This is a genomic window from Bacillus sp. NPDC093026 (assembly GCF_044754665.1).
GTDB lineage: Bacteria > Bacillota > Bacilli > Bacillales > Bacillaceae > Bacillus > Bacillus maqinnsis.
Genome location: NZ_JBIVPN010000002.1, coordinates 180,201 through 203,110, shown reverse-complemented (window position 1 = coordinate 203,110; position 22,910 = coordinate 180,201). Strand labels below are relative to the sequence as shown.

The window sequence follows — 22,910 nt, the reverse complement described above, 5'->3', positions numbered from 1 at the left end:
TAAAAAGATCATTTTACAGATTTTAAGGGGAAAATTCAATTATCTTTGTGGAGAAAAAATCGAGCAAACACAAAGGTAGCGTACGGGATTGATATATGATGATAAAAGACACACCTACTATGGAATAAGACCCATTTTCCAATTATTGAGTTTACTTCAATGTCAATTGTGGTATAATACTTGTAACAAAATGTTCACAATATCTCCTAAAAACAGACACAATTGAATCCTGACCTCTCATTTGAATTGAACATCAACTGACAAAGGAGTTGGATACGATGGATATGTTCTTTGCGTACCTATGTATTGCATCGGCTACACCCCTGTTTTTATGGCTAGAAAACAGAAAAATTGCAATTGCTTCTATTCCACCGATCATGATTATGTGGGTCTTTTTCGGACTTTACATGACAAGTAGTTTATCTCCAACAGGACATACCTTCATGATTGCATTCTTTGCGATAAATGTGATCTTGGCTCACATCGCTGCATTCCTCATCTATGGTCTTCCGTTCATTCGCAAAAGATTCAGTAGCAGATAGACATAACACCACCAATTGGAAGCGTTACCAATACCATCATAAAAACCACTCATCTACAAGGATGAGTGGTTTTTTATTAATGACCTGAATGCTCAGACTGCTTTGGTGCAGACGGTGAATATCCGTCTTTGCTGTTCTCTCCGTGGCTGTAGTGAGCCGCAAAGATCCAAACAGATCCGATAACGAAAATAATCGCACAGAATAGACCAAACAATGTGTTTCCGACTTGAACAGTTCCATTTTCGCTTTCTGTCATATGCATGAACATGAAAAGCTGCAAGAATGCTTGAATAAATGCAAAACCAAAGATAATCCAAAGTTTTGCGGCACTGCCAAGTTCAGCTCCAATGGCAATCCAAAATGCTAAGATCGTCAGCACAATGGACAAGATGAAGCCGACTACATGTTTCCAAGGGAAGTGTTCGTGCTCTGATGAGGAATGTGTTTTTCCTGCCATATCACAAAAGCCCCCCTAATCCAATCAAGTAAACAGCTGTGAAGATGAAAATCCATACAACATCAAGGAAATGCCAGTATAAACTTGAAATAAAGATCTTCGCTGCTGTTTGTGGAGTTAATCCACGCTTTTTAATTTGGAACAAAATACCAGAAATCCAGAAAATACCGATTGATACGTGTAATCCGTGAGTTCCTAAAAGTACAAAGAAGGCAGACCAGTACGCACTTGTATGGATAGAGGCACCCTCATGTACATAATGGAAGAACTCGAAAATCTCAAAGCCAACGAAGCCTGCACCTAAAAGTAACGTCAGAATTGTCCAAATGACAACCCCTTTTGTACTTCCACGACGCATCTCATGAACGGCGATCCCACAAGTAAATGAACTAACCAATAGCAGGAATGTCATGATTAATACAAGCTTCATATCAAATAGTTCAGCTGGTAACACGCCACCAGCTGTTCTGCCATGAAGAACAAAGTAGGTCGCAAAAAGTGTTGAGAACAACACGATCTCCGCACCAAGGAATATCCAGAAACCAAGGATGTTTAACCGTCCAGTTTCAGACTGATATTCAAGCGGGGCATTTGCGTAACTGCTATCATTATGTCCCATTACTTCTGCGCCTCCTTATTCTTTTTCTCTGTTTCAATGACTTTTTCAACAGGAATATAGTAGCCATCGTCATATTCGAATGAACGTAAAATCATTGTTGCAAATACACCGATTAAGCCGATGACGCCAATCCAGTACCATTCGAACACAAGACCGAATGCACCAAGTCCGAAGAATGCGGACATAATCAGTGGTCTGCCTGAATTGTGCGGCATATGAATTTTCTTAAATTCTTTTTCTGGGTGAATGTCCACATTGTTTTGCTTCCAAACATGAAATGCATCTGGTGCTGTCACTTCTGGAAGTGCTGCAAAATTATAGTGTGGCGGAATCGTAGAAGATGTCGCCCACTCAAGTGTACGTCCAACTCCCCAGCTATCTCCAGACACTTCACGTTTTGAGTGTCTCCAGCTATAGTAAATGTTATAGCAAAGGATGATAAATCCAACACCCATCATGAATGCACCAATTGTTGAAATAAAGTTTAGTGCAGTCCAGCCATCCTCTGGTCCATACGTATAAATACGTCTAGGCATACCTTGCAGTCCTAAGAAGTACTGCGGGAAGAAACAGATATTAAATCCGATCATGAATACCCAGAAGAACCATTTGCCAATTCTTTCGTTTAACTTGTAGCCAAACATTTTTGGATACCAGAAAACAAGACCAGCAAAACATGCAAATACTGTACCTGCGATTAATACATAGTGGAAGTGGGATACAAGGAAGTACGTGTTATGGTACTGGTAATCCGCAGCTGCCATCGCAAGCATAACCCCAGTGACACCACCGATAACGAAGTTCGGGATGAAACCAAGTGCCCAAAGCATTGGTGATGTAAAGCTGATACGTCCACGATACATTGTAAAGAGCCAGTTAAAGATTTTTACACCTGTTGGTACAGAAATGGCCATTGTTGTAATCGAGAAGAATGAGTTAACCGCTGCACTGTTCCCCATTGTGAAGAAGTGGTGAACCCACACAATGAAACTAAGAACAGAGATTGCCACAATTGATACAACCATCGCTTTGTAACCAAACAACTGCTTTCTCGAGAACGTCGCAAAGATTTCTGAGAAAATACCGAAAGCCGGCAGGATAACGATATATACCTCAGGATGTCCCCAAATCCAGAAAAGGTTCGCCCAAAGCATAGGCATACCGCCTGCTTCGAGTGTAAAGAATGCCGTCCCGAATAAACGATCAAATGTCATAAGTGCTAAAGCAACAGTTAATACAGGGAATGCGAAGACAATGATCACAGAAGTAATCAATGTTGTCCATGTAAACATCGGCATACGCATAAGCGTCATACCTTTTGTACGCATTTTCAAGATGGTCACCATGAAGTTAATACCTGTCATCAGTGTACCAATACCTGCTATTTGGAGCCCGAGCAAGTAATAGTTCTGTCCAGGTCCTGGTGAGAAGTCATTTCCAGCGAGCGGCATGTAACTCGTCCATCCTGCATTTGGTGATCCTCCAATGACGAAGGAAATGTTGAACAGCATAGCTCCGACCATAAATGTCCAGAAGCTCAAGTTGTTCAAATACGGGAATGCAACGTCACGTGCACCAATTTGAAGAGGTACAACAACGTTGATTAAACCGATTAAAAATGGCATCGCCATGAAGAGAATCATGATCGTACCATGTGTTGTGAAAATTTCATTATAGTGGTTTGAATTTAAAAACGTATTATTAGGAAGCGCCAGCTGTGCGCGCATCATCAGTCCGTCTACTCCACCGCGGAAGAACATAATCACAGCAGCAAGGATATACATGATCCCTAGCTTTTTATGATCAACTGATGTAAGCCATTCTTTCCAGAGCCATTTCCATTTTTTAAAGTATGTTAAGACAAAAATGATGGCAATGGAAGTCAGAGCGATAGAAATTTGCGCACCAAGAATTAATGGGTCTCCAGTTACAAAAAACTCATCCCATTTTAAATGCATAACGGCCTCCTCCTTTCCTTAGTCAGTTTATTCACTTTCTAGTTTTCTTTTATAGTTCTTCACATTCTCGAAAGGATCTGTTTTTGAATGCGGAGAAACTGCTTCATAACCTAAACGTTTGCGAGCTTGAAGTGCGTATTCAGAATCCTCTCCATGCTTCGCAAAGGATAAATGTGTGGATGAGAATGTCTGCACATCTGCAGCGTCAGGAAGCATCAAGTAGTCATACGTCTTTTTCGTTAACTTCGGTGCTTCTTTTTTCGTTTTGTTTACCCATTGATCATAGTCAGACTGCGTCATTGCATTGACTTTGAATTTTTGCTGAGCAAAACCCTCACCTGTGAAGTTTGCGTTTCTTCCTTCATATGTGCCTACTTCATCAGCTTGAAGGTACTGTTCCATTTCCATTCCAGCCATTGCATACTTTTCTCCACCTAGCTGAGGAATCCAAAGTGATGCCATTGTATCAGCGGAAGTGATTTTGAATAAAATCGGCTGATCCTTTGGAATGTTTAAGTAGTTCACTGTTTCAATATTTTCCTCTGGATAACTAAAGATCCATTTCCAATCGACAGCTGTTGCGTAGATGACAAGCGGATCTTTGTGACTTGTTGCTTGTGGTGCCTCTTCCAAAGAATAAATTGTTTTCACAGTTGGAATCGAAAGGGCAGCAACGATTAATATTGGGATCACTGTCCAGACAACTTCTAGAAGCGTATTCCCGTGTAGTTCTGGGTTATAAGAGGCGTTTCCAACGTCCTTCCGCTCACGGTATTTAACTAAGATGATGGTAAATAGAACAAATACCGCACCAACGATAAAGAGCATGAATCCAATTGATAAGAGAATCAAGTCTTTTTGTTGTGCTGCGACTGGTCCTTTAGGATCTAAAACAGCAATATTGCTGCAACCTCCTAATATAAAAACACTCACGAGCATCGCTAATAAAAGCATAGGTTTAATGGCTCTGAACAAGAAGATCACCATCCTTCCTTATATAATGTATAAATTGCTGAATCATTGTGAAAAGCCATCTGCCTTCTAAAACTTTTCTTCCCTTTGTAATGCTATCAAAATCTGTAGAAGTTAGCTTCCCTTTTTTAAAAAGTTCATTTATTTTTTAACAGATTTCTATTAAAGTGTCATAATTTCGACATAAATTTATATTATTGTATGAACAATAAATTTCTAGGAATTTGAAAAGTTGAGAGTTGAAGGCAAAGGACATACAAGAAAGAACTTTGTCAAATTTAGGTTTACCACAATAAAAAAGTTTGGTCAAATTTCAATTTAACTTTATGAAATTTTATCTAGGTAAACAATTTCTAAATAGGTATCCCGTATTTAACAAAAACCTTACTTATTTTAACGCAAGTTAACGAGAAAAGAAAGCTTCGATCACTGACCTATGCGTTGTAAGAAATGGTAATCGTGATAAATGAGTGAAATCTCACTACAGAATTTCATCAAAAAACCGGCTTATCGCCGGCTTATCGGTTTTATCCATGTCTTACCAAGATGTCAGGTCGTCTGTAGACGTGACCTTCATGTTCGATTTCAATATACGGCCATTTACCAGTATAGGTTAAAAATCGATTTCCCTCTTTCTCTACAACTATTGTATCCTCTGATTTTAAACCAGGCAATGATGGATTCCATGTGAACACCTGATGAAGCTGGATTTCCTCCTCTGATGAGGGCACTGCAATGATCTCTCTGGACACAAAACCCGTCTTTCCGCCTTGGTGAAGTTTTTTCCAACTGTCAGGGAAACCCTCTTTTTCATATTGGGCAATTCCTGCTTTGAGCACATCTCCAATGGTTCTTCCTGGACGTGTTGCCGCATTCATGACCGTATCAATCCGCGCAAGCCTTTCTTTGTTTTCTTCAAGGTCATTCGGGAGACGCCCAAAGTAAACTGACCTTGTGACGTTGGCGACGAGTCCATGCCGTTCAGCACAAAGAACAACGAGCGCATGCTTTTGCAAGGCTTTCTCTGTTGGAATGGGGTGACGGTATTGATAAATGCGGTCATCTGTTGCGACAAGCAGTACCTCAATGGTCATCCCCTGAGCAATTGCTTTTTGCGCCACAAGTGAAGCAATCTCGTGCTCCGTTTGACCCGGAACGATTTCTTTGCAAACCGTTTCTACTATAACCGCCGCCTGATGACAAAGACTCTCATATTGATTGAGCTGTGATTGGGAGAGAATAGATCGAATGTGAGACAATTCTGCCTCAATCCATTCAAACCCTTCCATCTGTGTATCTGCCCCAATTCGTTTGTCTTTCGTGAATGTTTGAACGTAAGTGTCATCCTCTTCATACCAATCCATCGTCACCACTTGAAATGGGTGATCGACATACGCCATTTCTTCTTCAATGATTCGTTTTTCTTCCATTTGATTCACAAACAATACAATGTCATCTTTCAACACAAGCAGCTTGCAGACACCTTCTGGCGTGTTTAAAACAATGTGATTCCTTCTTCCTCCAGTCAGCCAAGAGAAGTTATTTCGTTTTTGCACAAGGACACCGTCGAGCTGTTTTTCTTTCATAAGATTTCTCACTTGTTCTATCATTTCATCACCCGCCTGTGTTTAATGTATGAATGAAACGTTTAAAAGCTGTTTTCCCTTGCTCTGTTCTTTTAAACACACCAGCTTGTGCGAGAATGCGAGAGAAGATGTGCCCGATCTCCTCTTGTAAAATAGCTGCTACATTGTCTTTTGTGAAGGTTTTCTCTTCGAGCATGTGCTTTGCCCACCTTTCGTGCTTCATGATGGCAGGGCGGAGTTTGATTTCTTCAAGAGGCTGCTTGGATAATAGCGCTTCTTTTAATTGGCTCAATTCATCGGCTAATCTTCCAGGAAGAACGGCCAAACCCATGACTTCAATTAATCCGATATTCTCTTTTTTAATATGATGTACTTCTTCGTGCGGATGAAAAATACCATACGGATGTTGTTCATCTGTACGATTATTACGGAGCACAAGGTCTAATTCATAAGCTTCACCTTGGCGGCGTGCTATAGGTGTGATGGTATTGTGCGAGGTATCTCCCGTATGAGAAATCAGATTGACTTCTTGGTCTGAATACGTTTTCCACTTGTTTAGAATGTAACCAGCGGCGTCTGCAAGAACTTGCTGACTGTTACTTTGCAATCGAATGACTGACATTGGCCATTTCACAATCCCAGCCTTCACTTCTGGGAACGCCTTAAGAGAAAAGATATCCTCCATTTCTGCTTTCGCCATCGGAAATTCATGAGCACCGCCTTGAAAATGATCATGACTTAATATACTGCCTCCGACAATCGGGAGATCAGCGTTCGATCCAATGAAATAATGCGGGTAGATTGATATAAAGGAAAGCAAGCGTTCAAATGTTTTTTTTGTAAGCTTCATCGGCTCATGTTCGCCTTTGAACACAATACAATGTTCGTTGTAATACACATAAGGTGAAAATTGCAGATACCACGCTTCTCCTTTTAACGTGACAGGAATAATACGGTGATTCTGTCTAGCTGGATGATTGATTCGCCCTTGAAATCCAACGTTTTCTTTACAGAGAAGACAAAGAGGGTATTGCTTTTGACTGAGCTTCTTGGCTTCAGCAATTGCCTTTGGATCTTTTTCCGGTTTAGATAGATTGATTGTGATTTCCAGCACACCATCGTCTGTTGTTGTAAACCACTGAACATTTTTGGCTATTCTGCCCGTATGAATGTAATGTGCATTTTTTTGCATCTCATAGAACCAGCTTGTGGCTGCCTTTGCTCCTTCATGAAGACGTATCTCTTCAAACTTGGCTTCAATCACACTTGGCGGTGCCACCAAACAACCCATGATTTTTGCATCAAGTAAATCGCGATACGTATCTGTTCCATGAGGAAGAAGACCTGTTTCTACTGCCCAATCTAAAATAGGTGACAAAATCTCTTCAATTTCGATACCACCTGAGACCGTTCTTGGCTCAGCGTCATCAAGACCAAGCACCTCCAGCAGTCGATTCCTCACATAATCTGTATCAAGTGGTGTGATGAGCTCTGTATCTATCCCGTATCGAATTAACTGTTCAAGTTTTTCAAAAATATCAATTGCCATTCCCTCTTTCTCCTCTCATGCCTGCCGGTTAGGTTTTATTCACTCTGGTAGCCTTCCGGATGTTTCTGGAACCATTCCCATGCACTTTGAATGATTGTATGAAGATCTGCGTATTGAGGCTGCCACCCTAGTTCTTGGAGCGCCTTGTCGGATGAAGCAATGAGTTTTGCCGGATCTCCTGCTCGTCTTTTTGCCACCTGTGCTGGTATAGGATGACCTGTTACCTCTCTTGCCACTTCTACAACCTGCTTGACGGAAAAACCTGTACCATTTCCTAAGTTATAAGTTGCACTCCCTTTTCCTTGCCGCAAACGATCAACTGCTAAGATATGTGCCTCTACTAAGTCCATCACATGAATATAATCTCTAATGCATGTACCATCATCTGTTTCATAATCATCACCGTAAATCATGATTTGATCCCGTTTCCCAAGAGCTACTTGAAGGATAATGGGAATGAGATGCGTCTCAGGCTGATGATCCTCACCGACAAGCCCTTCTGTATGAGCACCCGCCACATTAAAGTAGCGAAGCACAACATATTCAATGCCGTATGCTTTCTCAGACCATTTCAACATTTTTTCAATCGCTAATTTGGTTTCACCGTAAGGATTGGTTGGATTCGTCTCATCGGTTTCCACAATAGGCACACGCTTTGGTTCACCATATGTAGCAGCTGTTGAAGAAAACACAATCTTTTTCACATCAAATTCGTTCATCACCTGAAGTAAGGCAATGGCCCCGCCGACATTGTTGTCATAATACTTTAGCGGGTCAATGACACTTTCACCGACTAGCGAATCGGCAGCAAAGTGCATGACTGCTTCAATTGAATGTGTCTCAAAGACGTTCCTTAAAAAGGCTGTATCTCTTAAATCACCTTGCTCTAATACCGCTCCCTCGAGGACAGCTTCTTTATGACCTGTCTGGAGATTATCGACAATCACCACATTTTCTCCTTTGGCTAAAAGGGCTGCCACCGCATGACTGCCAATGAAACCTGCTCCTCCACAAACTAAAATTGTCATTACCATTCCTCCTTATGTTATTTCTCTTGCGCCGTTTCCAATTCCAGTTGTGTAAAACGATGCTTGAATGCCCGTTTTTTCATAATAAATCGCACCTGTTTCTTCTATAAATGAGTCCAGCAACTCATCTTTCACAATACTGACTGTACAGCCGCCAAAGCCTGCACCGGTCATTCGTGAACCAATCGTACCAGGATGACGCCAAGCTGCTTCTGCAAGTGCATCTAATTCAAGTCCAGTTACTTCATAATCATTTTTTAAAGAGAGGTGAGATGCCTTCATCAGAGCGCCTAGTTCCTCAATTTTATCATCTTTCAGAAAATTTACAGCTTTCAAGGTCCGTTCATTTTCCGTCACCGCATGTCTCGCACGTTTAAGGCTCGTTGTATCTTGGATCAAATGGGCATGCTGCTGAAATTCATCAGCGGTTAGCTCACATAAATGCGCGATGTCTAATTCTTTTCTGAGATCATCTAAGGCAGACTGACACTCTGCTCGGCGTTCATTGTATTTGGAATCTGCCAGTGTCCGCTTTTTGTTTGTATTGGCGATGACAAGTGATAGACCATCTTGTCGAAATGGACTGTACTCATAAGAAAGGGTGTCACATTTAAGAAGTATGGCATGATTTTCTTTTCCGAGACTAATAGAAAATTGATCCATAATCCCGCAATTGACGCCAATAAATTCATTTTCTGCACGCTGTGCAAGAAGGGCAAGATCGACGTTTGATACGCCAAATGAATACCATTCATTCATCAATACAGCTGTGACAAGTTCAATGGAGGCACTTGAAGACAGTCCTGCACCATTTGGAATATTACCGAAGTACACAATATCAAAGCCTTCTTTCACGTTCATTCCTGCTTCTGCAAACTTGCTGAATACACCTTTTGGATAGTTCGCCCAGCCGTCTGACTCTTCGTAAGCGATTTCAGAAAGGTCCACTTCTTTCACACCTTCTTCTTCAAAGTTCAGGGAATACATCCTGACAAGACCATCTGACCGTTTTGCACATGCCGCATAAGTACCTAGTGTAAGTGCACACGGGAAAACATGTCCCCCATTGTAATCTGTATGTTCACCAATCAAGTTCACCCTGCCTGGGGCGAAAAAATAACGAAGTGGCTCCCTATTCCCAAATTGTTGATGAAATGCCGCTCGCAAGGTATCGATCATATCCATTCCCCTTTTCTTCTGTTCTGATAATCTTATTTTAGTTGTCTAAATGGCTGGTGTTCAATGGTAAAAAAACCGTTTAAAAATACCCTTTTTTTGCTGTGGATGGTACGATGTGATATGAGGTGTACCATGATTCAAAACCAAAAAAGGTTGTTTTTTGCTGTGAAGGAGGATTTCCAATTTGAAGAAAGAAGCATTTGCATTTCGTTTTCACCATTCGGATGTGACATTGCCGGCGCAAATTTGGTCTGTCGGCTGGGAAGTTCAATCATCTTCGTTATACAGCTGGAATGGCGTAGAGCGGAAGGATCAAGGCAAATGCATCTTTCAGCTCACACTGTCCGGTCATGGCATGATTGAAATTGGTCAAAAACGATACAAAGTTTTGCCGGGACAGGCCTTTCTTGTGAAAAGCCCCAGTGCCTACCAATACTTTTTCCCAGAGGACAGTGAGCATTGGGAATTCCTATATTTGACGCTTTACGGGGAAGCCTGTGATTTTTGCTTCGATCATTTTATAGAACAAGGAAAGCAGGTCATACGTTTTCATCCAAATTCCAAACCGATCCGCCTGCTGAAGAAGATTTATGATGAAGCCTGTGAAAGACGGATTACCAATTCGTTTGAGGGGTCTAGCCTTGCTTATCAATTTGTCATGGAACTTTATTCTTATTTGCCAAAGCTTGAAGGACAAATGGAGAAATGGCCTGAGCCAATCGTACAGGCAGCTTTATTTGCAAGCCATCATTTTCACGAAGAAATTGGTCCTGACGATATGGCGGCTGTGGCACGTTTATCCAAAAGTCATTTTACGAGGGAATTCAAAAAGGCAACTGGCTTTACACCTATTCACTACTTAACAAATATTCGATTAGAAAAGGCGGAAACGTTACTGAAAACAACGAAATACTCGATTGAAGAAATCGCCATACAGTGCGGCTACCGAAATGCGAATTACTTAAATAAAGTCTTTCGCAAGAAAATCGGCATGTCTCCAAAGCAACTGCGGGAAACAAGCGATGCATAATAAAAAGCAGCCGCTTTTCAATTGGCTGCTTCTTTTACGCTTTCGTCAGATCAACACGAATTCTCCCTTGTCTTAAAACAATGGTCATTTGCGTGTCAGGGGTCATTAAGTTTTCTAAAATGTCCGTTGCCGTTTGAAGCGCAATGTCCATGCGATCGATCTTTTCTTTTTCTTGTTCCGTAAACGCTTCTGGATGTGCGGTCATTTCTTTGACTAGCTTCAGCACTTGTTCATGCTGCTTTTCTGTTTGTTGATATATGACATCATATAATTCGTCTGGCCTGCTGCTCATTTCAGATCACCTATCTTTTTCATGTGGTTAAATCGCATCTTCTTTTGTTTTCTTGAAGACGAACCATTTACTGGCGACATAATTGACCACCACAATCACAAAGTTAACAAGAATTTTTGCGACGGTTTCATTTAATGCCATCTGGCTCACAAATAAAATCATCAGCCCTATATCAACACCTAGAGACATGAGACGTACACTAAAAAATGAAGAAAGCTCACGCATCAGGCTTTTTGTGTCACGTGCCTTTTGCTTGAAGACATACTTCTTATTGGTGATATAGGCAAAGAGAACAGCAAATACCCATGAAACAACCGTTGCCGTTTTATAATCCATGGAAAACATCTCAACGAATAGATAGAAGCTGACAATGTTGACAATGGTTGTACACACACCCATGACAAGATACATGACGACTTCTTGATACTTTTGAAAAAGGCTATACATGTCTTTCTTCATTCCTTCTTGGTGGTTTCTGTTTCTTTTAGAATACCATCTTGACAAGAACTTCCCAAATGAACAATATTCACATTCTGCAAAGATGAAAGTCATTCAAAGAGATGGCACAATTTAACCTAAATGGTTTATACGAGTCATATGATTTAGGTCTTTGTCATTATTTTAATTTATAATCTTTTAACTGACTTTACAATTGTTTATTATTAGAAGTAAGAAATCAATATTTTTTGGATTTTTTAGTCATTTTTTTAGGAGTGTGGTAGGTGATATTTTTTACAAAATAGGTTAAATGTCATCTTTTTTCGACAAGAATCTATTTTGCGGCAGCTTTCACAAAACACGTACAGTTACTAGACGGTTTGTTCAAGTCATTGGTTGCAGATGAATATGTCTTATTGAACTGGAGGATATTATGGAAACGCAAGTGAAAAGAAGAGTTGACGAAGAGTGGGTTTATTTGATTCAGGAAGCGAAAAAAATCGGACTAGGCATCGAAGAAATACAAGCTTTTTTAACATCCAACGGTGATCAGAAGATGATAAACAAACCATAAATCAACGCCGTTATCCTTTGTCTTTCAGAATGCTTTGGCGAAAAGTTCTGACCGGTCAATAGACCTTTGGAAAATCCTTTCATGACGCGCTACAATTGTTCAACACCTCATCATACCAATCCCTTCCTCACAATGGGGTTCTGTCTTTCTATATTAGGAGGACAGTCCGTTTCATGTTCTTTATATGATCTCTTTTTGCCCGCACTGAATAAATTCTGCCTACCTTCGTTATAAAAACAAGCTTCCCTTCCATATATTAATCATGAAAGCGATGAGAAAAAAAGAAAGGTGGGGTAGAGCGTGAGTTCAGATTCCCTTTCGTATTATCACCAAAAAAAGGATCAATATTATCACGGCGCGAACCCTGTTATCGTCAATCGTATTCGTGATGAATGGACATCTATTTTGGATATTGGATGCGGAACAGGCCAGCTTGGAAAAGCCTTGAAACAAGAGGGGCGGACAATATGCGGAATCGAATCATTTGAACATGCAGCAAAGCAGGCTGAACTGGAGTTAGATCATGTTCTATGCGGTAATATAGAACAGATGACTCTCCCTTATCGTCAAGAACAATTTGACTGCATCATCTTCGGCGACGTACTTGAACACTTACTTGATCCTTGGGCTGTCTTAAAAAAAGTCAAACCCTTCCTCAAAAAGGAGGGAACCATCCTATCATCTATCCCAAATATCGGCCATATCTCAACTGTTTTAGAATTGTTAGCTGGAAGGTGGTCTTATACAGATGCAGGGCTGATGGATCAAACACACTTACGTTTCTTTACCCTTCACGAAATACATGCACTCTTTCAGTCAGCAGGTTACCGTATTCGTGATCTGGAGACCATTCGTGTACAGCATCCTTCCTATGCGAACGTGACCAATGATTTACACGACCTGCTTGTGAAGCATGGAATACGTTTCGATTTTCATGAGGCATCTACAGCTTATCAATATGTTGTTGAGGCGGTTCCGCTTAATGAATAACCCGACCATTCTTTTTGTACTATGTGTTAACGATGAGTCGATGTTCCAAGCATGCTTCCGGCAGCTCGCCTTACTCCCTGCTCCGCATGGTTATCACGTTGAGGTTTTTCCAATTAGAGATGCATCGAGTATGGCCTCCGGATATAATAAGGCATTGACTCATCCCGCTCAATTTAAAATTTATCTTCATCAGGATACATTGATTGTCAAACAACAAATGTTACTTGAACTCATCCCACTTTTTTTACAAAATCCGTCACTTGGAATGCTCGGGGTGATTGGAGCAGAAAGTATTCCTGACAATGGGATTTGGTGGGAGAGCAAAGGTTGCAGAGGCAAGGTGATTGAATATCGGCACGACACATATCAATTGCTTTCATTTGAAACAGTCCATGAGCAAGCCGGGCCTCGTGACTTTATTAAAGCAGCAGCTATTGACGGTCTACTGATGGCCACGCAATATGATATAAAGTGGCGTGATGATCTCTTTGACGGGTTTCATTTTTATGATGTCTCGCAGTCTTGTGAATTTATCAAAAATGGTTATGAAGTCGGTATCGCTAGACAGCAAGAACCTTGGTGTATTCACAAATGCGGAGATCACTTTGATGCGGATGCATATGAGAAAGCTAGACAAATATTTCTTGCAAATTATCAGTAAAAAGCACCCTTTTCGGGTGTCTTTTTTATGTTATACTGTCATAAACAACTAGATTGTCTCATATGCATTGGAGTACCTTGTCCCTATTTCGTACAAAGGAGGAAACAATGGCAGACAAAAAAGTTCATTATAGGAAGGTTGCTGCTTCAGAGGATTTCCGAAAACTTCTTGAGGAAAAACGCCGATTTATTGTTCCGTTGACGATTTTCTTTTTTCTCTTTTACTTTTCACTTCCGGTTGCTACATCCTACTTCACCTTTTTGAACACACCAGCAATTGGTGCAATCTCATGGGCTTGGTTATTCGCCCTCACACAATTCATCATGACATGGGTTTTATGTGGACTTTATGCGAAAAAGGCTGCTCAGTTCGACAAATATGTAAGCGCTTTAAAAATTGAGTCTCGAGGTGATGACGAATGAGCATGACCGCTTTCATTTTATTTGTAGCGATCGTAGGACTCACTTTGGTCATCACGTATTTTGCCGCGAAGAAAACAAGCAGTGCTAGTGATTTTTATACAGCAGGAGGAGGGCTGACAGGGTTTCAAAACGGTCTTGCCATCGCTGGAGATTATATGTCCGCTGCCTCATTTTTAGGGATAGCGGGGATGATTGCGTTAAATGGGTTTGATGGTTTCTTCTATAGCATTGGCTTTCTCGTAGCATACCTTGTCGTTTTGTATATTGTAGCTGAACCGCTTCGAAATCTCGGGAAATATACGATGGCAGATATGATTGCTGCACGATTTAAACGACCTGCAATTAGAGGAGTCGCTGCCTTTAATACGATCACTGTCTCTACTTTTTATATGATTGCACAGCTTGTTGGTGCAGGAGCATTAATCAAGCTACTTCTTGGCATTGATTATTGGATTGCGGTTTTGATTGTGGGTGTATTGATGACCATCTATGTGGTGTTTGGGGGAATGATCGCCACCAGCTGGGTACAGATCACAAAAGCCGTTCTCCTGATGCTTGGTACTTTAATCATTTCACTGCTCGTGTTTGCAAAGTTTGATTTTAACCTTATGAACATGTTTGAGCAAATGAAAACAGCGACCCCGCTAGGCGAGTCCTTCCTTCATCCGGGTAATAAATATGACGTCCCATTAGAAACCCTTTCTCTTAACCTTGCACTGGTACTTGGGACTGCGGGTTTACCACATATTTTGATCCGGTTTTATACCGTAAAGGATGCCATCTCCGCGCGGAAATCTGTTCTTTCTGCGACTTGGATCATCGGGATTTTCTATTTAATGACGGTTTTCCTCGGCTTCGGTGCGGCTGCATTTGTTGGAACAGAAGCGATCATAGCAGCGGATGCAGCAGGAAATATGGCAGCGCCGCTACTTGCACAAGCCCTTGGAGGAGATTTCTTATTTGCATTTGTTTCCGCTATCGCATTTGCGACCATTTTGGCTGTTGTGACAGGGCTTGTGCTATCCGCCGCATCTGCATTTGCGCATGATTTCTACAGTCAGATCATTCGAAAAGGGCAAGCTAGCGAACCAGAGCAGGTAAGAGCGGCTCGTTTTGCCTCAATTGGCGTGTCCATTCTATCAATCGTTCTTGCTTTATTTGCCCAGTCCTTAAACGTTGCTTTCCTTGTGTCACTTGCCTTCGCAGTTGCAGCAAGTGCCAATTTACCATTAATTCTCTTCACCGTCTTTTGGAAAAAATTCAACTCAACTGGAGCCATTGCAGGAAGTTTAACCGGTCTTCTAAGTGCACTCCTCATTGTCTCGCTCAGCCCGAGTGTCTGGGATCCGTCAGGTGCAGCCATTTTTACAGGTGAACCACTCATCCCGCTGTCTAACCCTGGCATTATTTCCATTCCACTTGGATTCCTTGCAGCTTATTTAGGAACGATTTTCTCCTCTGAAAAAGCTGATCATGAAACCTTTACAGAAATTCAAGTGAAGGCACATACAGGGATGCACATGGGCACTGATTCATAAGCAAAAGCCGGCTCTAAAAGCCGGCTTTTTAGTAACGCTGAAATAATGCTGGATGTTGTGGAACGTTTTCTAAGTAAATGATTTTTCCATTTTCGTCTAGCGCAACAAACAATGTTAATTCCTACTACTTGTATATAATGACCGTTCGTCAGCTTCCCGCAAACGGCCCTGTTTGTTTCAACGTTTCCATCTTCTCTTTTTCCCCATTGACTATGCTTAATATCTTTATGAACAAGCTTTTGAGCGCCATTCAGCATAATCATGACGTTATCAGAAAACAATTCATCCATTTGCTTCTGACCTTTACCCGCTTCATCGTATCGAAAATACGTACTAAGCACTTCCATCATGCATTCTTCTTTATTTTCCTAATGATAAAATTGTACACAACCGTTTCTCCCCCTGTCCATTTTTATCCCCGAACAAGTAAAGGCATAGATGAGTTGATCCATACCTTCCAAGACTCAAAGACTTAGAGAGATGCTTTTTCTGATACAACAAGTGATTTCAGTTGTTCTGCTGCTTTTCTTGGCTGCTTGCTTTGACTAATGGCACTAATGATACTAATGCCATCTGCACCTGCTTGTATCACGGGTGCAGCATTATCAGATGTGATGCCCCCAATTCCGACAATCGGGATATTTAGACCATGGCTACGTACTTCTTTTATCAAAGAGACCCCTTGTACACTTCGTGTATCCTTTTTCGTTTTTGTTGGATAGACCGGTCCCATGCCAACATAATCTGCCCCGTCCTTAATTGCTTGCTTGACTTCATCAATGTGATGAGTGGAGATACCTAAAATTTTCTCCCCAATCTTCTGTCGTACGTCTTGTGCATTTGCATCTTCCTGACCCACATGGACACCGTCTGCATCAATCTCTATGGCGAGCTGAACATCATCATTCACGATAAAAGGGACATGCGCTTCTTTACAAAGTACTTGTATTTGCTCAGCCAATCGTTTCTTGGCTTCACCTTGCAGTGCTCCTTCTCCCTTTTCGCGAAATTGAAACATCGTAATCCCGCCTTTAATAGCTTCTTTAATGACGTCTAGCGGATGCCTATCCGTATTCGCTGTTCCCATAATAAAGTAAAGCGACAATTGCTCCTTGAGTTGCTGTTGGTCAACCTTTGTCATATACATCTCCCTCTATTTTCCCTAAAGTGATCACATCTGTAGCGCTTGTGTTTGATAATTCATTTAAAAGTTCCATTTGAAACGTCCCAGGTCCATTTCCTTTGGTTTGCAAAGCCGCTTTTTCTGCTGCGACACCATAAAATAACAGGGCAGATGCCGCTGCATGAAGAGGCTGTTCACCTGTTGCACAAAATGCCCCCATGATAGATGTGAGTAAACAGCCTGCTCCTGTCACCTTTGTCAGCCACTCATGTCCATTATGAATGGACATCACCACATCTCCATCCGATACAACATCTACTTTTCCTGTAATGACGACAACCGTATGAAGTGCTTTCGCTGCTTGCTTTGCTAATGCTGACACGTCACCATTCGCCTTTTTCGCATCAACACCCTTTAACTCCCAGCCATCCGTTTCGATCAAGTTCGCAATTTCCGCAGCATTTCCTCTTACGACTGACATATTGACTTGCTGTAATAGCTGATTTGCTGCACTTGTCCGAAATGTTGTTGCTCCCACACCAACAGGATCTAATAGAACAGGCACACCTTTTTCATTGGCCGCTCGTCCAGCAATGATCATCGCTTCAACTGTCTCTTTTGTCAAAGTGCCAATATTTAAAACAAGCGCATCAGCTAATTGAGCCATTTCGGCGACTTCTTCTTTCGCATTTGCCATCACCGGAGAAGCACCTAAGGCAAGCAGTCCATTTGCTGTAAAGTTCGTCACGACTTGGTTGGTAATGTTATGGACGAGTGGATTTTCCGCTCGAACCTTCTCCAATAAATGAGACGCGTAGCTAATTTTCATCAGTATCGTCCTCCCTTTTACTCTGCATCCCACACATAGGATTTAGTATGCTTTAACCATTCTCTTGCCGCAAACGACAAATAGCGGTCCTTTCGCCAAATGACACCTAAATGCCATGGGATTGACGGATTTAAGGATATGGCCTTTACCTTTTCAGGATCAAGATCACGGCAGATTCGTTCTGGCAGAAGCCCAATCCCTAAATTCTCGGCTACCATTTCACTAATGAAATCCCATTGAGAGGTTTCATAGATGACATTGGGTCGAAAGCCTGCATTCATGCATTCATTCAATATCCGGCTGTGCAGAACAAAATCTTCTCTAAAGAAAATAAAAGACTCTTCCTTTAAATCTGCTAACTCCACCTCACCACGACATGCCATCGGATGTGATGGATGCGTCACAAGCTTCATGTTCTCTTTCATAATGGTGTACGTATGAAAAATTTTATCATTTGCAGGGAGAACAATGACACCAATATCTAACGAACCATCCTCTACCCCTTCCTCCACTTTAATGGAGCCATGTTCGACCAATTGAAACGTGACATCTGGATACTGCTGGCGGAATTCCCCCATGACATTTGGAAAGAAACTTGATCCTATCATTGGCGGCAGCCCAATTCGAATGTGCCCTTTTTTCACGTTCATTACATCATTTAATTCACTCGTTAAATTTTGAAAAGATTGTGTGATTTCACTTGCCTTTGTATACATGGTTAGTCCTGCGTCTGTCATTTCAACCTGCCGACCATTTCGGTAAAATAACTGGACGCCCAGCTCATCTTCAAGATTCTTGACCATTTTGGAAATGGTCGGCTGTGATACATAAAGAGATTGAGACGCTTTCGTAAAACTCTTTAACCTTGCCACTTCTAAGAAATATGTTAAATGTCTAATGTCCATCTCGGTCACCCCCTATAGACAAAAGGAATAATAACTATTCAATATATGTATTTTACCTATAACGAAACGTGCTGTACACTTTAAAGTAAGTTCATCAATTAAAACGTTGTTAAGTTTTTGTGAAATAGTGAACATTTTATATAGAAAAAGGAGTGAATGGAAAGTGCAATTGCTTAAAACGTCGCTGATTGCTACCCTTCAGATTACAGCTTTGTTTGTTTTTGCGAAATTAATGAATGCCCTAGCGGCTTTTTTGCATTTAAAAATCCCAGGTACGATATTGGGCATTTTTGTCATTTTCTTATTACTTCATTTTAACATCATTCAATTAAAATGGATTGAACTTGGCGCCGTATGGCTGCTCGGAGAACTGCTGCTCTTTTTTATCCCGTCGGCCGTTGGTGTGATTGATTATGGGAAATTGCTTTCTCAATCCGGCACAAGTATTGTCCTTGTCGTCTTACTTAGTACCTTTGTGGTCATGCTCTCAACTGGCATCATGACGCAAATGATTGCGAAAAGAAAGGAGCGAAAAAAGCTATGTTAGTGGGCGGATTATTTCTGATCTTAACAGTTCTTTTATATCTTGGATCAAAAGCGATATACAAACGGCATCCGAAAGTGTATGTTTCCCCATTACTTGTAACTCCGCTTGTCCTTGTGGTCTTGCTGTTAATCGTAAACATTCCTTACGATGCTTACAATCAAGGCGGGAAATGGCTAACGAATATGCTTCAGCCTGCGACTGTTGCCTTTGCCATTCCTTTATATAAGTATTTTCACGTTCTGAAGAAGCATGCAGTTGAAATTGTATTGAATGTTGCTTGCGGTTCTGTCATTGCGATTTTATCAACAGCGTTTATCGCCAAATTGTTTCATTTGGATACAGGCCTTATTGAAAGTCTTGTCCCAAGATCAGTGACAACACCAATTGCCATGAGTGTCTCAGAAATGATTGGCGGCATGCCGTCCGTTACGGCTGTATTCGTCATCTTAACTGCACTATTCGGCTCCATCATTGGCCCAATGGTCATCCGTTACTTCCGAATTGACAATGACATCGCAAAAGGCGTCTTGCTCGGTACAGGTGCACACGGCGCAGGCACTTCAAAGGCCTTTGAGTTAAGCTCTGTCTCGGGTACGATCTCAAGTGTATCGATGATTATTTCAGCCATTATTACATTATGTGCGGCCCCCCTCCTCATGTCGTTTGCCTTATAGAAAAAAGCCATTTCCTCTGATGAAATGCTCCCCTAAAGATAGACAGATGAATGAACAAATCTGTTTGCCTTAGGGGAGTTTTTTATGGCTGGAAAATGGCTTTATCATTATGTTTGGATGAATACGACCTTCAGATAGTTTCCTTCAGGATAGTTCTTTGTTGTACGGAAATCCTCAGGAAGTGTGTATTCTTCAAGGATACGATACGTTTGTCTAGATTCCTTAAAGGCTTGGTCAATAAACCCTTTAAATTTCCTCATTCCAAATGCACTGCTATTGGTTGATGCCACAATGACGCCGTTCTCAGCCGTGATTTGGATTGCTTCTTTTAACAGCTTTTTATAGTCCTTAGCAGCACTGAATGTGTGTTTTTTTGTGCGCGCAAAGGAAGGAGGGTCTAAGATCACCAAATCATATGTCCACCCCTTCTTTGCTGCAAATGGGAAGTATTTAAATACGTCCATCACTTTTATGTCGTGTCCAGACACATCAATTTCATTGATCTCGAACTGCTCGGACGTCTTTTTCAAACTACGATTTGCCACATCAACGCTTGTCGTACGGCTCGCTCCACCAAGCGCTGCTGCAACTGAGAAAGCACCCGTATATGAAAAGGTGTTGAGAACCGTCTTTCCTTTCGCATAGCGATCTCGAATCGCTTTTCTCACGTGACGTTGATCAAGAAAGATACCAGTCATTGCACCATCATTTAAGTAAACAGCCACACTCATTCCGTTTTCTTTGACGATAAGAGGAAATTCGCCTTTCTCCCCTTTGACAAAGTCATCATCCTCAATATATTGTCCTGACGTATCAAAGCGTTTCTTTTCATAAATCCCTTTATAATCTGGATACACCTGCTCAATCGCAGCTAAAATGTCAGATTTCAACGTAAAGATTCCTTGGCTATACCATTGGATGAGATAGAATCCATCATAATAATCGATAGTGATACCACCAATTCCATCACCCTCTCCATTCAATACACGGAAAGCTGTCGTCTGTGCATCTCGAAATAAATGCGTTCTGCTTTTAGCAGCCTTCTCTAACTTAGAAGCAAAAAAGGCTTGGTCTATTTTTTCTTTCGCATCAAAAGAAAGCACCCAGCCGATTCCTTTATTCTGCACACCATAATAACCTTTACCTAAAAAAGAACCTCTTTCATCCACCCATTCAATGAGATCGCCCTCTTGTATACCATTCACACGCAACACAGCATCTTTTGAAATAAGCGGATATCCCTTTTTCACTTGTTCTGCAAATGTTTGTTTTAAAATGATTTTTTTCATATGTGTCATCCTTATCCTAAATTGACTCTCTCTATCCTACCATATGAATGTATGTGTTACTTCTATTATGATAAGATGAGAAAAAATATCATAGTCACATAGAGGAGGTACTTCTTTTGACAACATTACGCTTAGATCATACAGGTATGATGGTAAAAGATATTGATCAGTCCATTGATTTTTATGAAAAGGTTGTGGGCATGAAATTAAAAGATCGGATCACCCATTCAAACGGAGTCATTGAGCTTGCATTTCTCGGTTTTAAGGATGAGGAAGAAACGGAAATTGAGTTAATTCAAGGCTACAACAGTGAGCTGCCTGCTGAAGGAAAAGTGCATCATCTCGCCTTCACGACAGACAATATTCACGCAGAGTTCAGTCGCATTCAAAAGCTTCAAATTGAATTGATTGATGAGGAAATTACAACACTTCCAAATGGCTACTGCTACTTCTTCTTCAGAGGACCAGACCAAGAATGGATTGAATTCTTCCAGCGTTAATATTTCCTAGGAAATGCTTGGTGATTTATCGTTGATTTCTTTGATAATACAATAAATGAAAAACACACCTTTCTTTAACGGACTTTACTCTATTATAAAATGAGGAGATGGAAAATTTAGAAAAAATAAGGCTGTTGAGATTTTCTCGACAGCCTGAACAGACTAGGAAGTCTGCTTTTTCTTGAATACTTTATCAGTAACAAACATGAAAAGTGTGAATAATATAGACAGGACTAACATGTCTAGTAACGTGATATATGGGCTCTTTTTGATTGCTAGGAACCACAGCAACTGTAGTACTAGAGATATTACAAAATAAGATATGTATTTAAGACCGTTCATATTAATTTGTCCCCTTTACTTTTAGCTTATTTTACAATACAGAGAACGCTGAACCAAGCATGGCGTATTGGAAGGTAGAACGATACAGAGGTTCTGCCTTTTTCTGTTACTAGTCTTTTTTAGATTTATACGTATATTTAATCCTGAAATATATAAAAGAAAGTAAGAAACAAACCCACTGAATTTCAAACTAAAAATATTGTGGTTGCTACTAATATAAGTATTATTCAATCAAGCTTTTTCTCTAACTTTTTAATAGAAGAAGCAGGCTTCAGTCGCCTACTTCTTCTGAATAAACAAATGCAATGAACATAATAATGCAAAAAATGAATGCACCAATCCATTCACCCCCACAGTGAAGGGATTCTATCACAGAAATATTTATCAAACCGAAGCACTGAAAAATAAAAAAATGATTGCGGACACCGCAACCAAAAAATACTTTGAAGAGGTGACCTTTATCTTGCTTTTTTTATATTTAAAAAAATAGAATCCCAAAACCAATACACAAGAGCAGAAACAAAAGCATAAAAATACAGCTCCACCCTTGTAATAGTAAGTGGATAAACTGACGAAACAAACACATAAAAAAGCAAAAGGTTAGCCAATAAGGATAAAAAAAGATAATAAAAAAAATAAATAAAAGAGAATTTTTTAGGTTTTTTATTCAACACATACTGTAAAGGAAAAGCAAAAACTAACAAAGGAATAAAAAAATAAAGAGTAAAATACAAAAATTAAAAACACCTCAGAAAAAAGACCAACAATAAGATATTGAATTACTCCTAAAGATAAGCTCGAAAGCAGAATCGGCATAGTTAAACTTCTCATAATACCCTTTCTTTACAAATTTTTGAATGACTATA

The 22,910-nt window shown here is 40.6% G+C and carries 26 protein-coding genes; 10 read left to right on the top strand and 16 right to left on the bottom strand.

What is annotated here, in order from left to right:
• Window positions 1-278 precede the first annotated feature (278 nt).
• Window positions 279-542: a spore morphogenesis/germination protein YwcE gene (locus ACIQCE_RS05930; RefSeq protein ID WP_400493989.1), complete on the top strand. Its 264-nt coding sequence runs from the start codon at window positions 279-281 to the stop codon at window positions 540-542.
• A 76-nt stretch (window positions 543-618) separates the two neighbouring features.
• Here the strand turns inward: ACIQCE_RS05930 and qoxD are convergent, their stop codons facing one another.
• From qoxD to ACIQCE_RS05890, 8 genes are all read right to left on the bottom strand, one after another.
• Window positions 619-999, bottom strand: a complete 381-nt coding sequence (gene qoxD / locus ACIQCE_RS05925) for a cytochrome aa3 quinol oxidase subunit IV (RefSeq protein ID WP_353854256.1) — start codon at window positions 997-999, stop codon at window positions 619-621.
• A gap of 1 nt (window position 1,000) precedes the next feature.
• Window positions 1,001-1,618 carry a cytochrome aa3 quinol oxidase subunit III gene (gene qoxC / locus ACIQCE_RS05920; RefSeq protein ID WP_353854255.1) on the bottom strand — a complete coding sequence of 206 codons (618 nt, stop codon included), beginning with the start codon at window positions 1,616-1,618 and terminating at the stop codon, window positions 1,001-1,003.
• Entirely contained in the window at window positions 1,618-3,576 is a 1,959-nt protein-coding gene (gene qoxB, locus ACIQCE_RS05915; protein WP_400493988.1) for a cytochrome aa3 quinol oxidase subunit I, read from the bottom strand. Before qoxB ends, qoxC begins: the two co-directional genes overlap by 1 nt.
• A 27-nt stretch (window positions 3,577-3,603) precedes the next feature.
• Window positions 3,604-4,560 carry a cytochrome aa3 quinol oxidase subunit II gene (qoxA, locus tag ACIQCE_RS05910; RefSeq protein ID WP_400494472.1) on the bottom strand — a complete coding sequence of 319 codons (957 nt, stop codon included), beginning with the start codon at window positions 4,558-4,560 and terminating at the stop codon, window positions 3,604-3,606.
• Window positions 4,561-5,075: 515 nt separating this feature from the next.
• Entirely contained in the window at window positions 5,076-6,158 is a 1,083-nt protein-coding gene (locus ACIQCE_RS05905; RefSeq protein ID WP_400493987.1) for a M24 family metallopeptidase, read from the bottom strand.
• Window positions 6,159-6,162: 4 nt separating this feature from the next.
• Complete coding sequence (gene galT / locus ACIQCE_RS05900) at window positions 6,163-7,683, bottom strand: UDP-glucose--hexose-1-phosphate uridylyltransferase (RefSeq protein WP_400493986.1); 1,521 nt, start codon at window positions 7,681-7,683, stop codon at window positions 6,163-6,165.
• Between the two features lie 35 nt (window positions 7,684-7,718).
• Entirely contained in the window at window positions 7,719-8,711 is a 993-nt protein-coding gene (gene galE, locus ACIQCE_RS05895) for a UDP-glucose 4-epimerase GalE (protein WP_400493985.1), read from the bottom strand.
• Window positions 8,712-8,723: 12 nt separating this feature from the next.
• Entirely contained in the window at window positions 8,724-9,890 is a 1,167-nt protein-coding gene (locus tag ACIQCE_RS05890) for a galactokinase (RefSeq protein ID WP_400493984.1), read from the bottom strand.
• Window positions 9,891-10,074: 184 nt separating this feature from the next.
• Between ACIQCE_RS05890 and ACIQCE_RS05885 the strand changes: the two genes are divergently transcribed.
• Window positions 10,075-10,920 carry a helix-turn-helix domain-containing protein gene (locus ACIQCE_RS05885; protein ID WP_400493983.1) on the top strand — a complete coding sequence of 282 codons (846 nt, stop codon included), beginning with the start codon at window positions 10,075-10,077 and terminating at the stop codon, window positions 10,918-10,920.
• A gap of 34 nt (window positions 10,921-10,954) precedes the next feature.
• Here ACIQCE_RS05885 and ACIQCE_RS05880 read toward each other — a convergent pair whose 3' ends face one another.
• Together ACIQCE_RS05880 and ACIQCE_RS05875 are read right to left on the bottom strand one after the other, a co-directional pair.
• Window positions 10,955-11,212: a hypothetical protein gene (locus ACIQCE_RS05880; RefSeq protein ID WP_400493982.1), complete on the bottom strand. Its 258-nt coding sequence runs from the start codon at window positions 11,210-11,212 to the stop codon at window positions 10,955-10,957.
• A 27-nt stretch (window positions 11,213-11,239) separates the two neighbouring features.
• Complete coding sequence (locus ACIQCE_RS05875; RefSeq protein WP_400494471.1) at window positions 11,240-11,623, bottom strand: GtrA family protein; 384 nt, start codon at window positions 11,621-11,623, stop codon at window positions 11,240-11,242.
• Between the two features lie 460 nt (window positions 11,624-12,083).
• Between ACIQCE_RS05875 and ACIQCE_RS05870 the strand changes: the two genes are divergently transcribed.
• The 5 genes from ACIQCE_RS05870 to ACIQCE_RS05850 all read left to right on the top strand — a co-directional run bounded on the left by ACIQCE_RS05870 (window position 12,084) and on the right by ACIQCE_RS05850 (window position 15,835).
• Window positions 12,084-12,224 carry an anti-repressor SinI family protein gene (locus ACIQCE_RS05870; RefSeq protein ID WP_353854247.1) on the top strand — a complete coding sequence of 47 codons (141 nt, stop codon included), beginning with the start codon at window positions 12,084-12,086 and terminating at the stop codon, window positions 12,222-12,224.
• 300 nt (window positions 12,225-12,524) lie between these two features.
• On the top strand, window positions 12,525-13,214 hold the full coding sequence (locus tag ACIQCE_RS05865) for a methyltransferase domain-containing protein (protein WP_353854246.1): 690 nt from the start codon (window positions 12,525-12,527) through the stop codon (window positions 13,212-13,214).
• Window positions 13,207-13,875, top strand: a complete 669-nt coding sequence (locus ACIQCE_RS05860) for a glycosyltransferase family protein (RefSeq protein ID WP_400493981.1) — start codon at window positions 13,207-13,209, stop codon at window positions 13,873-13,875. Before ACIQCE_RS05865 ends, ACIQCE_RS05860 begins: the two co-directional genes overlap by 8 nt.
• 107 nt (window positions 13,876-13,982) lie before the next feature.
• Window positions 13,983-14,297: a DUF485 domain-containing protein gene (locus ACIQCE_RS05855; RefSeq protein WP_400493980.1), complete on the top strand. Its 315-nt coding sequence runs from the start codon at window positions 13,983-13,985 to the stop codon at window positions 14,295-14,297.
• Window positions 14,294-15,835, top strand: coding sequence for a solute symporter family protein (locus ACIQCE_RS05850; RefSeq protein WP_400493979.1), 1,542 nt, complete (start codon window positions 14,294-14,296; stop codon window positions 15,833-15,835). The genes ACIQCE_RS05855 and ACIQCE_RS05850 overlap by 4 nt, the downstream gene beginning before the upstream one ends.
• On the opposite strand, the gene ACIQCE_RS05845 is transcribed toward ACIQCE_RS05850, so the two are convergent.
• The 4 genes from ACIQCE_RS05845 to cidR all read right to left on the bottom strand — a co-directional run bounded on the left by ACIQCE_RS05845 (window position 15,790) and on the right by cidR (window position 18,692).
• Entirely contained in the window at window positions 15,790-16,182 is a 393-nt protein-coding gene (locus ACIQCE_RS05845; RefSeq protein WP_400493978.1) for a hypothetical protein, read from the bottom strand. The two genes, ACIQCE_RS05850 and ACIQCE_RS05845, sit on opposite strands and share 46 nt — an antisense overlap.
• Before the next feature lie 125 nt (window positions 16,183-16,307).
• The gene (gene thiE, locus ACIQCE_RS05840; protein WP_400493977.1) at window positions 16,308-16,976 is read right to left on the bottom strand and encodes a thiamine phosphate synthase; all 669 of its coding nucleotides are present in this window, start codon (window positions 16,974-16,976) and stop codon (window positions 16,308-16,310) included.
• Window positions 16,963-17,787 carry a hydroxyethylthiazole kinase gene (gene thiM, locus ACIQCE_RS05835; protein ID WP_400493976.1) on the bottom strand — a complete coding sequence of 275 codons (825 nt, stop codon included), beginning with the start codon at window positions 17,785-17,787 and terminating at the stop codon, window positions 16,963-16,965. Before thiM ends, thiE begins: the two co-directional genes overlap by 14 nt.
• A gap of 17 nt (window positions 17,788-17,804) precedes the next feature.
• Window positions 17,805-18,692, bottom strand: coding sequence for a cidABC operon transcriptional activator CidR (cidR, locus tag ACIQCE_RS05830; RefSeq protein WP_400493975.1), 888 nt, complete (start codon window positions 18,690-18,692; stop codon window positions 17,805-17,807).
• A 163-nt stretch (window positions 18,693-18,855) separates the two neighbouring features.
• Between cidR and ACIQCE_RS05825 the strand changes: the two genes are divergently transcribed.
• On the top strand, window positions 18,856-19,239 hold the full coding sequence (locus tag ACIQCE_RS05825) for a CidA/LrgA family holin-like protein (RefSeq protein ID WP_400493974.1): 384 nt from the start codon (window positions 18,856-18,858) through the stop codon (window positions 19,237-19,239).
• Entirely contained in the window at window positions 19,233-19,913 is a 681-nt protein-coding gene (locus ACIQCE_RS05820) for a CidB/LrgB family autolysis modulator (RefSeq protein WP_400493973.1), read from the top strand. The genes ACIQCE_RS05825 and ACIQCE_RS05820 overlap by 7 nt, the downstream gene beginning before the upstream one ends.
• A 107-nt stretch (window positions 19,914-20,020) precedes the next feature.
• Here the strand turns inward: ACIQCE_RS05820 and ACIQCE_RS05815 are convergent, their stop codons facing one another.
• Window positions 20,021-21,202, bottom strand: coding sequence for a class I SAM-dependent rRNA methyltransferase (locus ACIQCE_RS05815; protein WP_400493972.1), 1,182 nt, complete (start codon window positions 21,200-21,202; stop codon window positions 20,021-20,023).
• A gap of 116 nt (window positions 21,203-21,318) precedes the next feature.
• Between ACIQCE_RS05815 and ACIQCE_RS05810 the strand changes: the two genes are divergently transcribed.
• Entirely contained in the window at window positions 21,319-21,702 is a 384-nt protein-coding gene (locus ACIQCE_RS05810) for a glyoxalase GlxA (RefSeq protein ID WP_400493971.1), read from the top strand.
• Between the two features lie 800 nt (window positions 21,703-22,502).
• On the opposite strand, the gene ACIQCE_RS05805 is transcribed toward ACIQCE_RS05810, so the two are convergent.
• Window positions 22,503-22,718 (bottom strand): UPF0715 family protein, encoded by a 216-nt coding sequence (locus tag ACIQCE_RS05805; protein WP_400494470.1) that lies wholly within the window; start codon window positions 22,716-22,718, stop codon window positions 22,503-22,505.
• Window positions 22,719-22,910: the final 192 nt, after the last annotated feature.

What these genes read in the sequence shown, in the direction of transcription:
- ACIQCE_RS05930 (WP_400493989.1), top strand. Translation starts at nt 279, where the DNA reads ATGGATATGTTCTTTGCGTACCTATGTATTGCATCGGCTACACCCCTG.
- qoxD (WP_353854256.1), bottom strand. Translation starts at nt 999, where the DNA reads ATGGCAGGAAAAACACATTCCTCATCAGAGCACGAACACTTCCCTTGG.
- qoxC (WP_353854255.1), bottom strand. Translation starts at nt 1,618, where the DNA reads ATGGGACATAATGATAGCAGTTACGCAAATGCCCCGCTTGAATATCAG.
- qoxB (WP_400493988.1), bottom strand. Translation starts at nt 3,576, where the DNA reads ATGCATTTAAAATGGGATGAGTTTTTTGTAACTGGAGACCCATTAATT.
- ACIQCE_RS05905 (WP_400493987.1), bottom strand. Translation starts at nt 6,158, where the DNA reads ATGATAGAACAAGTGAGAAATCTTATGAAAGAAAAACAGCTCGACGGT.
- galT (WP_400493986.1), bottom strand. Translation starts at nt 7,683, where the DNA reads ATGGCAATTGATATTTTTGAAAAACTTGAACAGTTAATTCGATACGGG.
- galE (WP_400493985.1), bottom strand. Translation starts at nt 8,711, where the DNA reads ATGACAATTTTAGTTTGTGGAGGAGCAGGTTTCATTGGCAGTCATGCG.
- ACIQCE_RS05890 (WP_400493984.1), bottom strand. Translation starts at nt 9,890, where the DNA reads ATGATCGATACCTTGCGAGCGGCATTTCATCAACAATTTGGGAATAGG.
- ACIQCE_RS05880 (WP_400493982.1), bottom strand. Translation starts at nt 11,212, where the DNA reads ATGAGCAGCAGGCCAGACGAATTATATGATGTCATATATCAACAAACA.
- ACIQCE_RS05875 (WP_400494471.1), bottom strand. Translation starts at nt 11,623, where the DNA reads ATGTATCTTGTCATGGGTGTGTGTACAACCATTGTCAACATTGTCAGC.
- ACIQCE_RS05870 (WP_353854247.1), top strand. Translation starts at nt 12,084, where the DNA reads ATGGAAACGCAAGTGAAAAGAAGAGTTGACGAAGAGTGGGTTTATTTG.
- ACIQCE_RS05860 (WP_400493981.1), top strand. Translation starts at nt 13,207, where the DNA reads ATGAATAACCCGACCATTCTTTTTGTACTATGTGTTAACGATGAGTCG.
- ACIQCE_RS05855 (WP_400493980.1), top strand. Translation starts at nt 13,983, where the DNA reads ATGGCAGACAAAAAAGTTCATTATAGGAAGGTTGCTGCTTCAGAGGAT.
- ACIQCE_RS05850 (WP_400493979.1), top strand. Translation starts at nt 14,294, where the DNA reads ATGAGCATGACCGCTTTCATTTTATTTGTAGCGATCGTAGGACTCACT.
- ACIQCE_RS05845 (WP_400493978.1), bottom strand. Translation starts at nt 16,182, where the DNA reads ATGGAAGTGCTTAGTACGTATTTTCGATACGATGAAGCGGGTAAAGGT.
- thiE (WP_400493977.1), bottom strand. Translation starts at nt 16,976, where the DNA reads ATGACAAAGGTTGACCAACAGCAACTCAAGGAGCAATTGTCGCTTTAC.
- thiM (WP_400493976.1), bottom strand. Translation starts at nt 17,787, where the DNA reads ATGAAAATTAGCTACGCGTCTCATTTATTGGAGAAGGTTCGAGCGGAA.
- cidR (WP_400493975.1), bottom strand. Translation starts at nt 18,692, where the DNA reads ATGGACATTAGACATTTAACATATTTCTTAGAAGTGGCAAGGTTAAAG.
- ACIQCE_RS05820 (WP_400493973.1), top strand. Translation starts at nt 19,233, where the DNA reads ATGTTAGTGGGCGGATTATTTCTGATCTTAACAGTTCTTTTATATCTT.
- ACIQCE_RS05815 (WP_400493972.1), bottom strand. Translation starts at nt 21,202, where the DNA reads ATGAAAAAAATCATTTTAAAACAAACATTTGCAGAACAAGTGAAAAAG.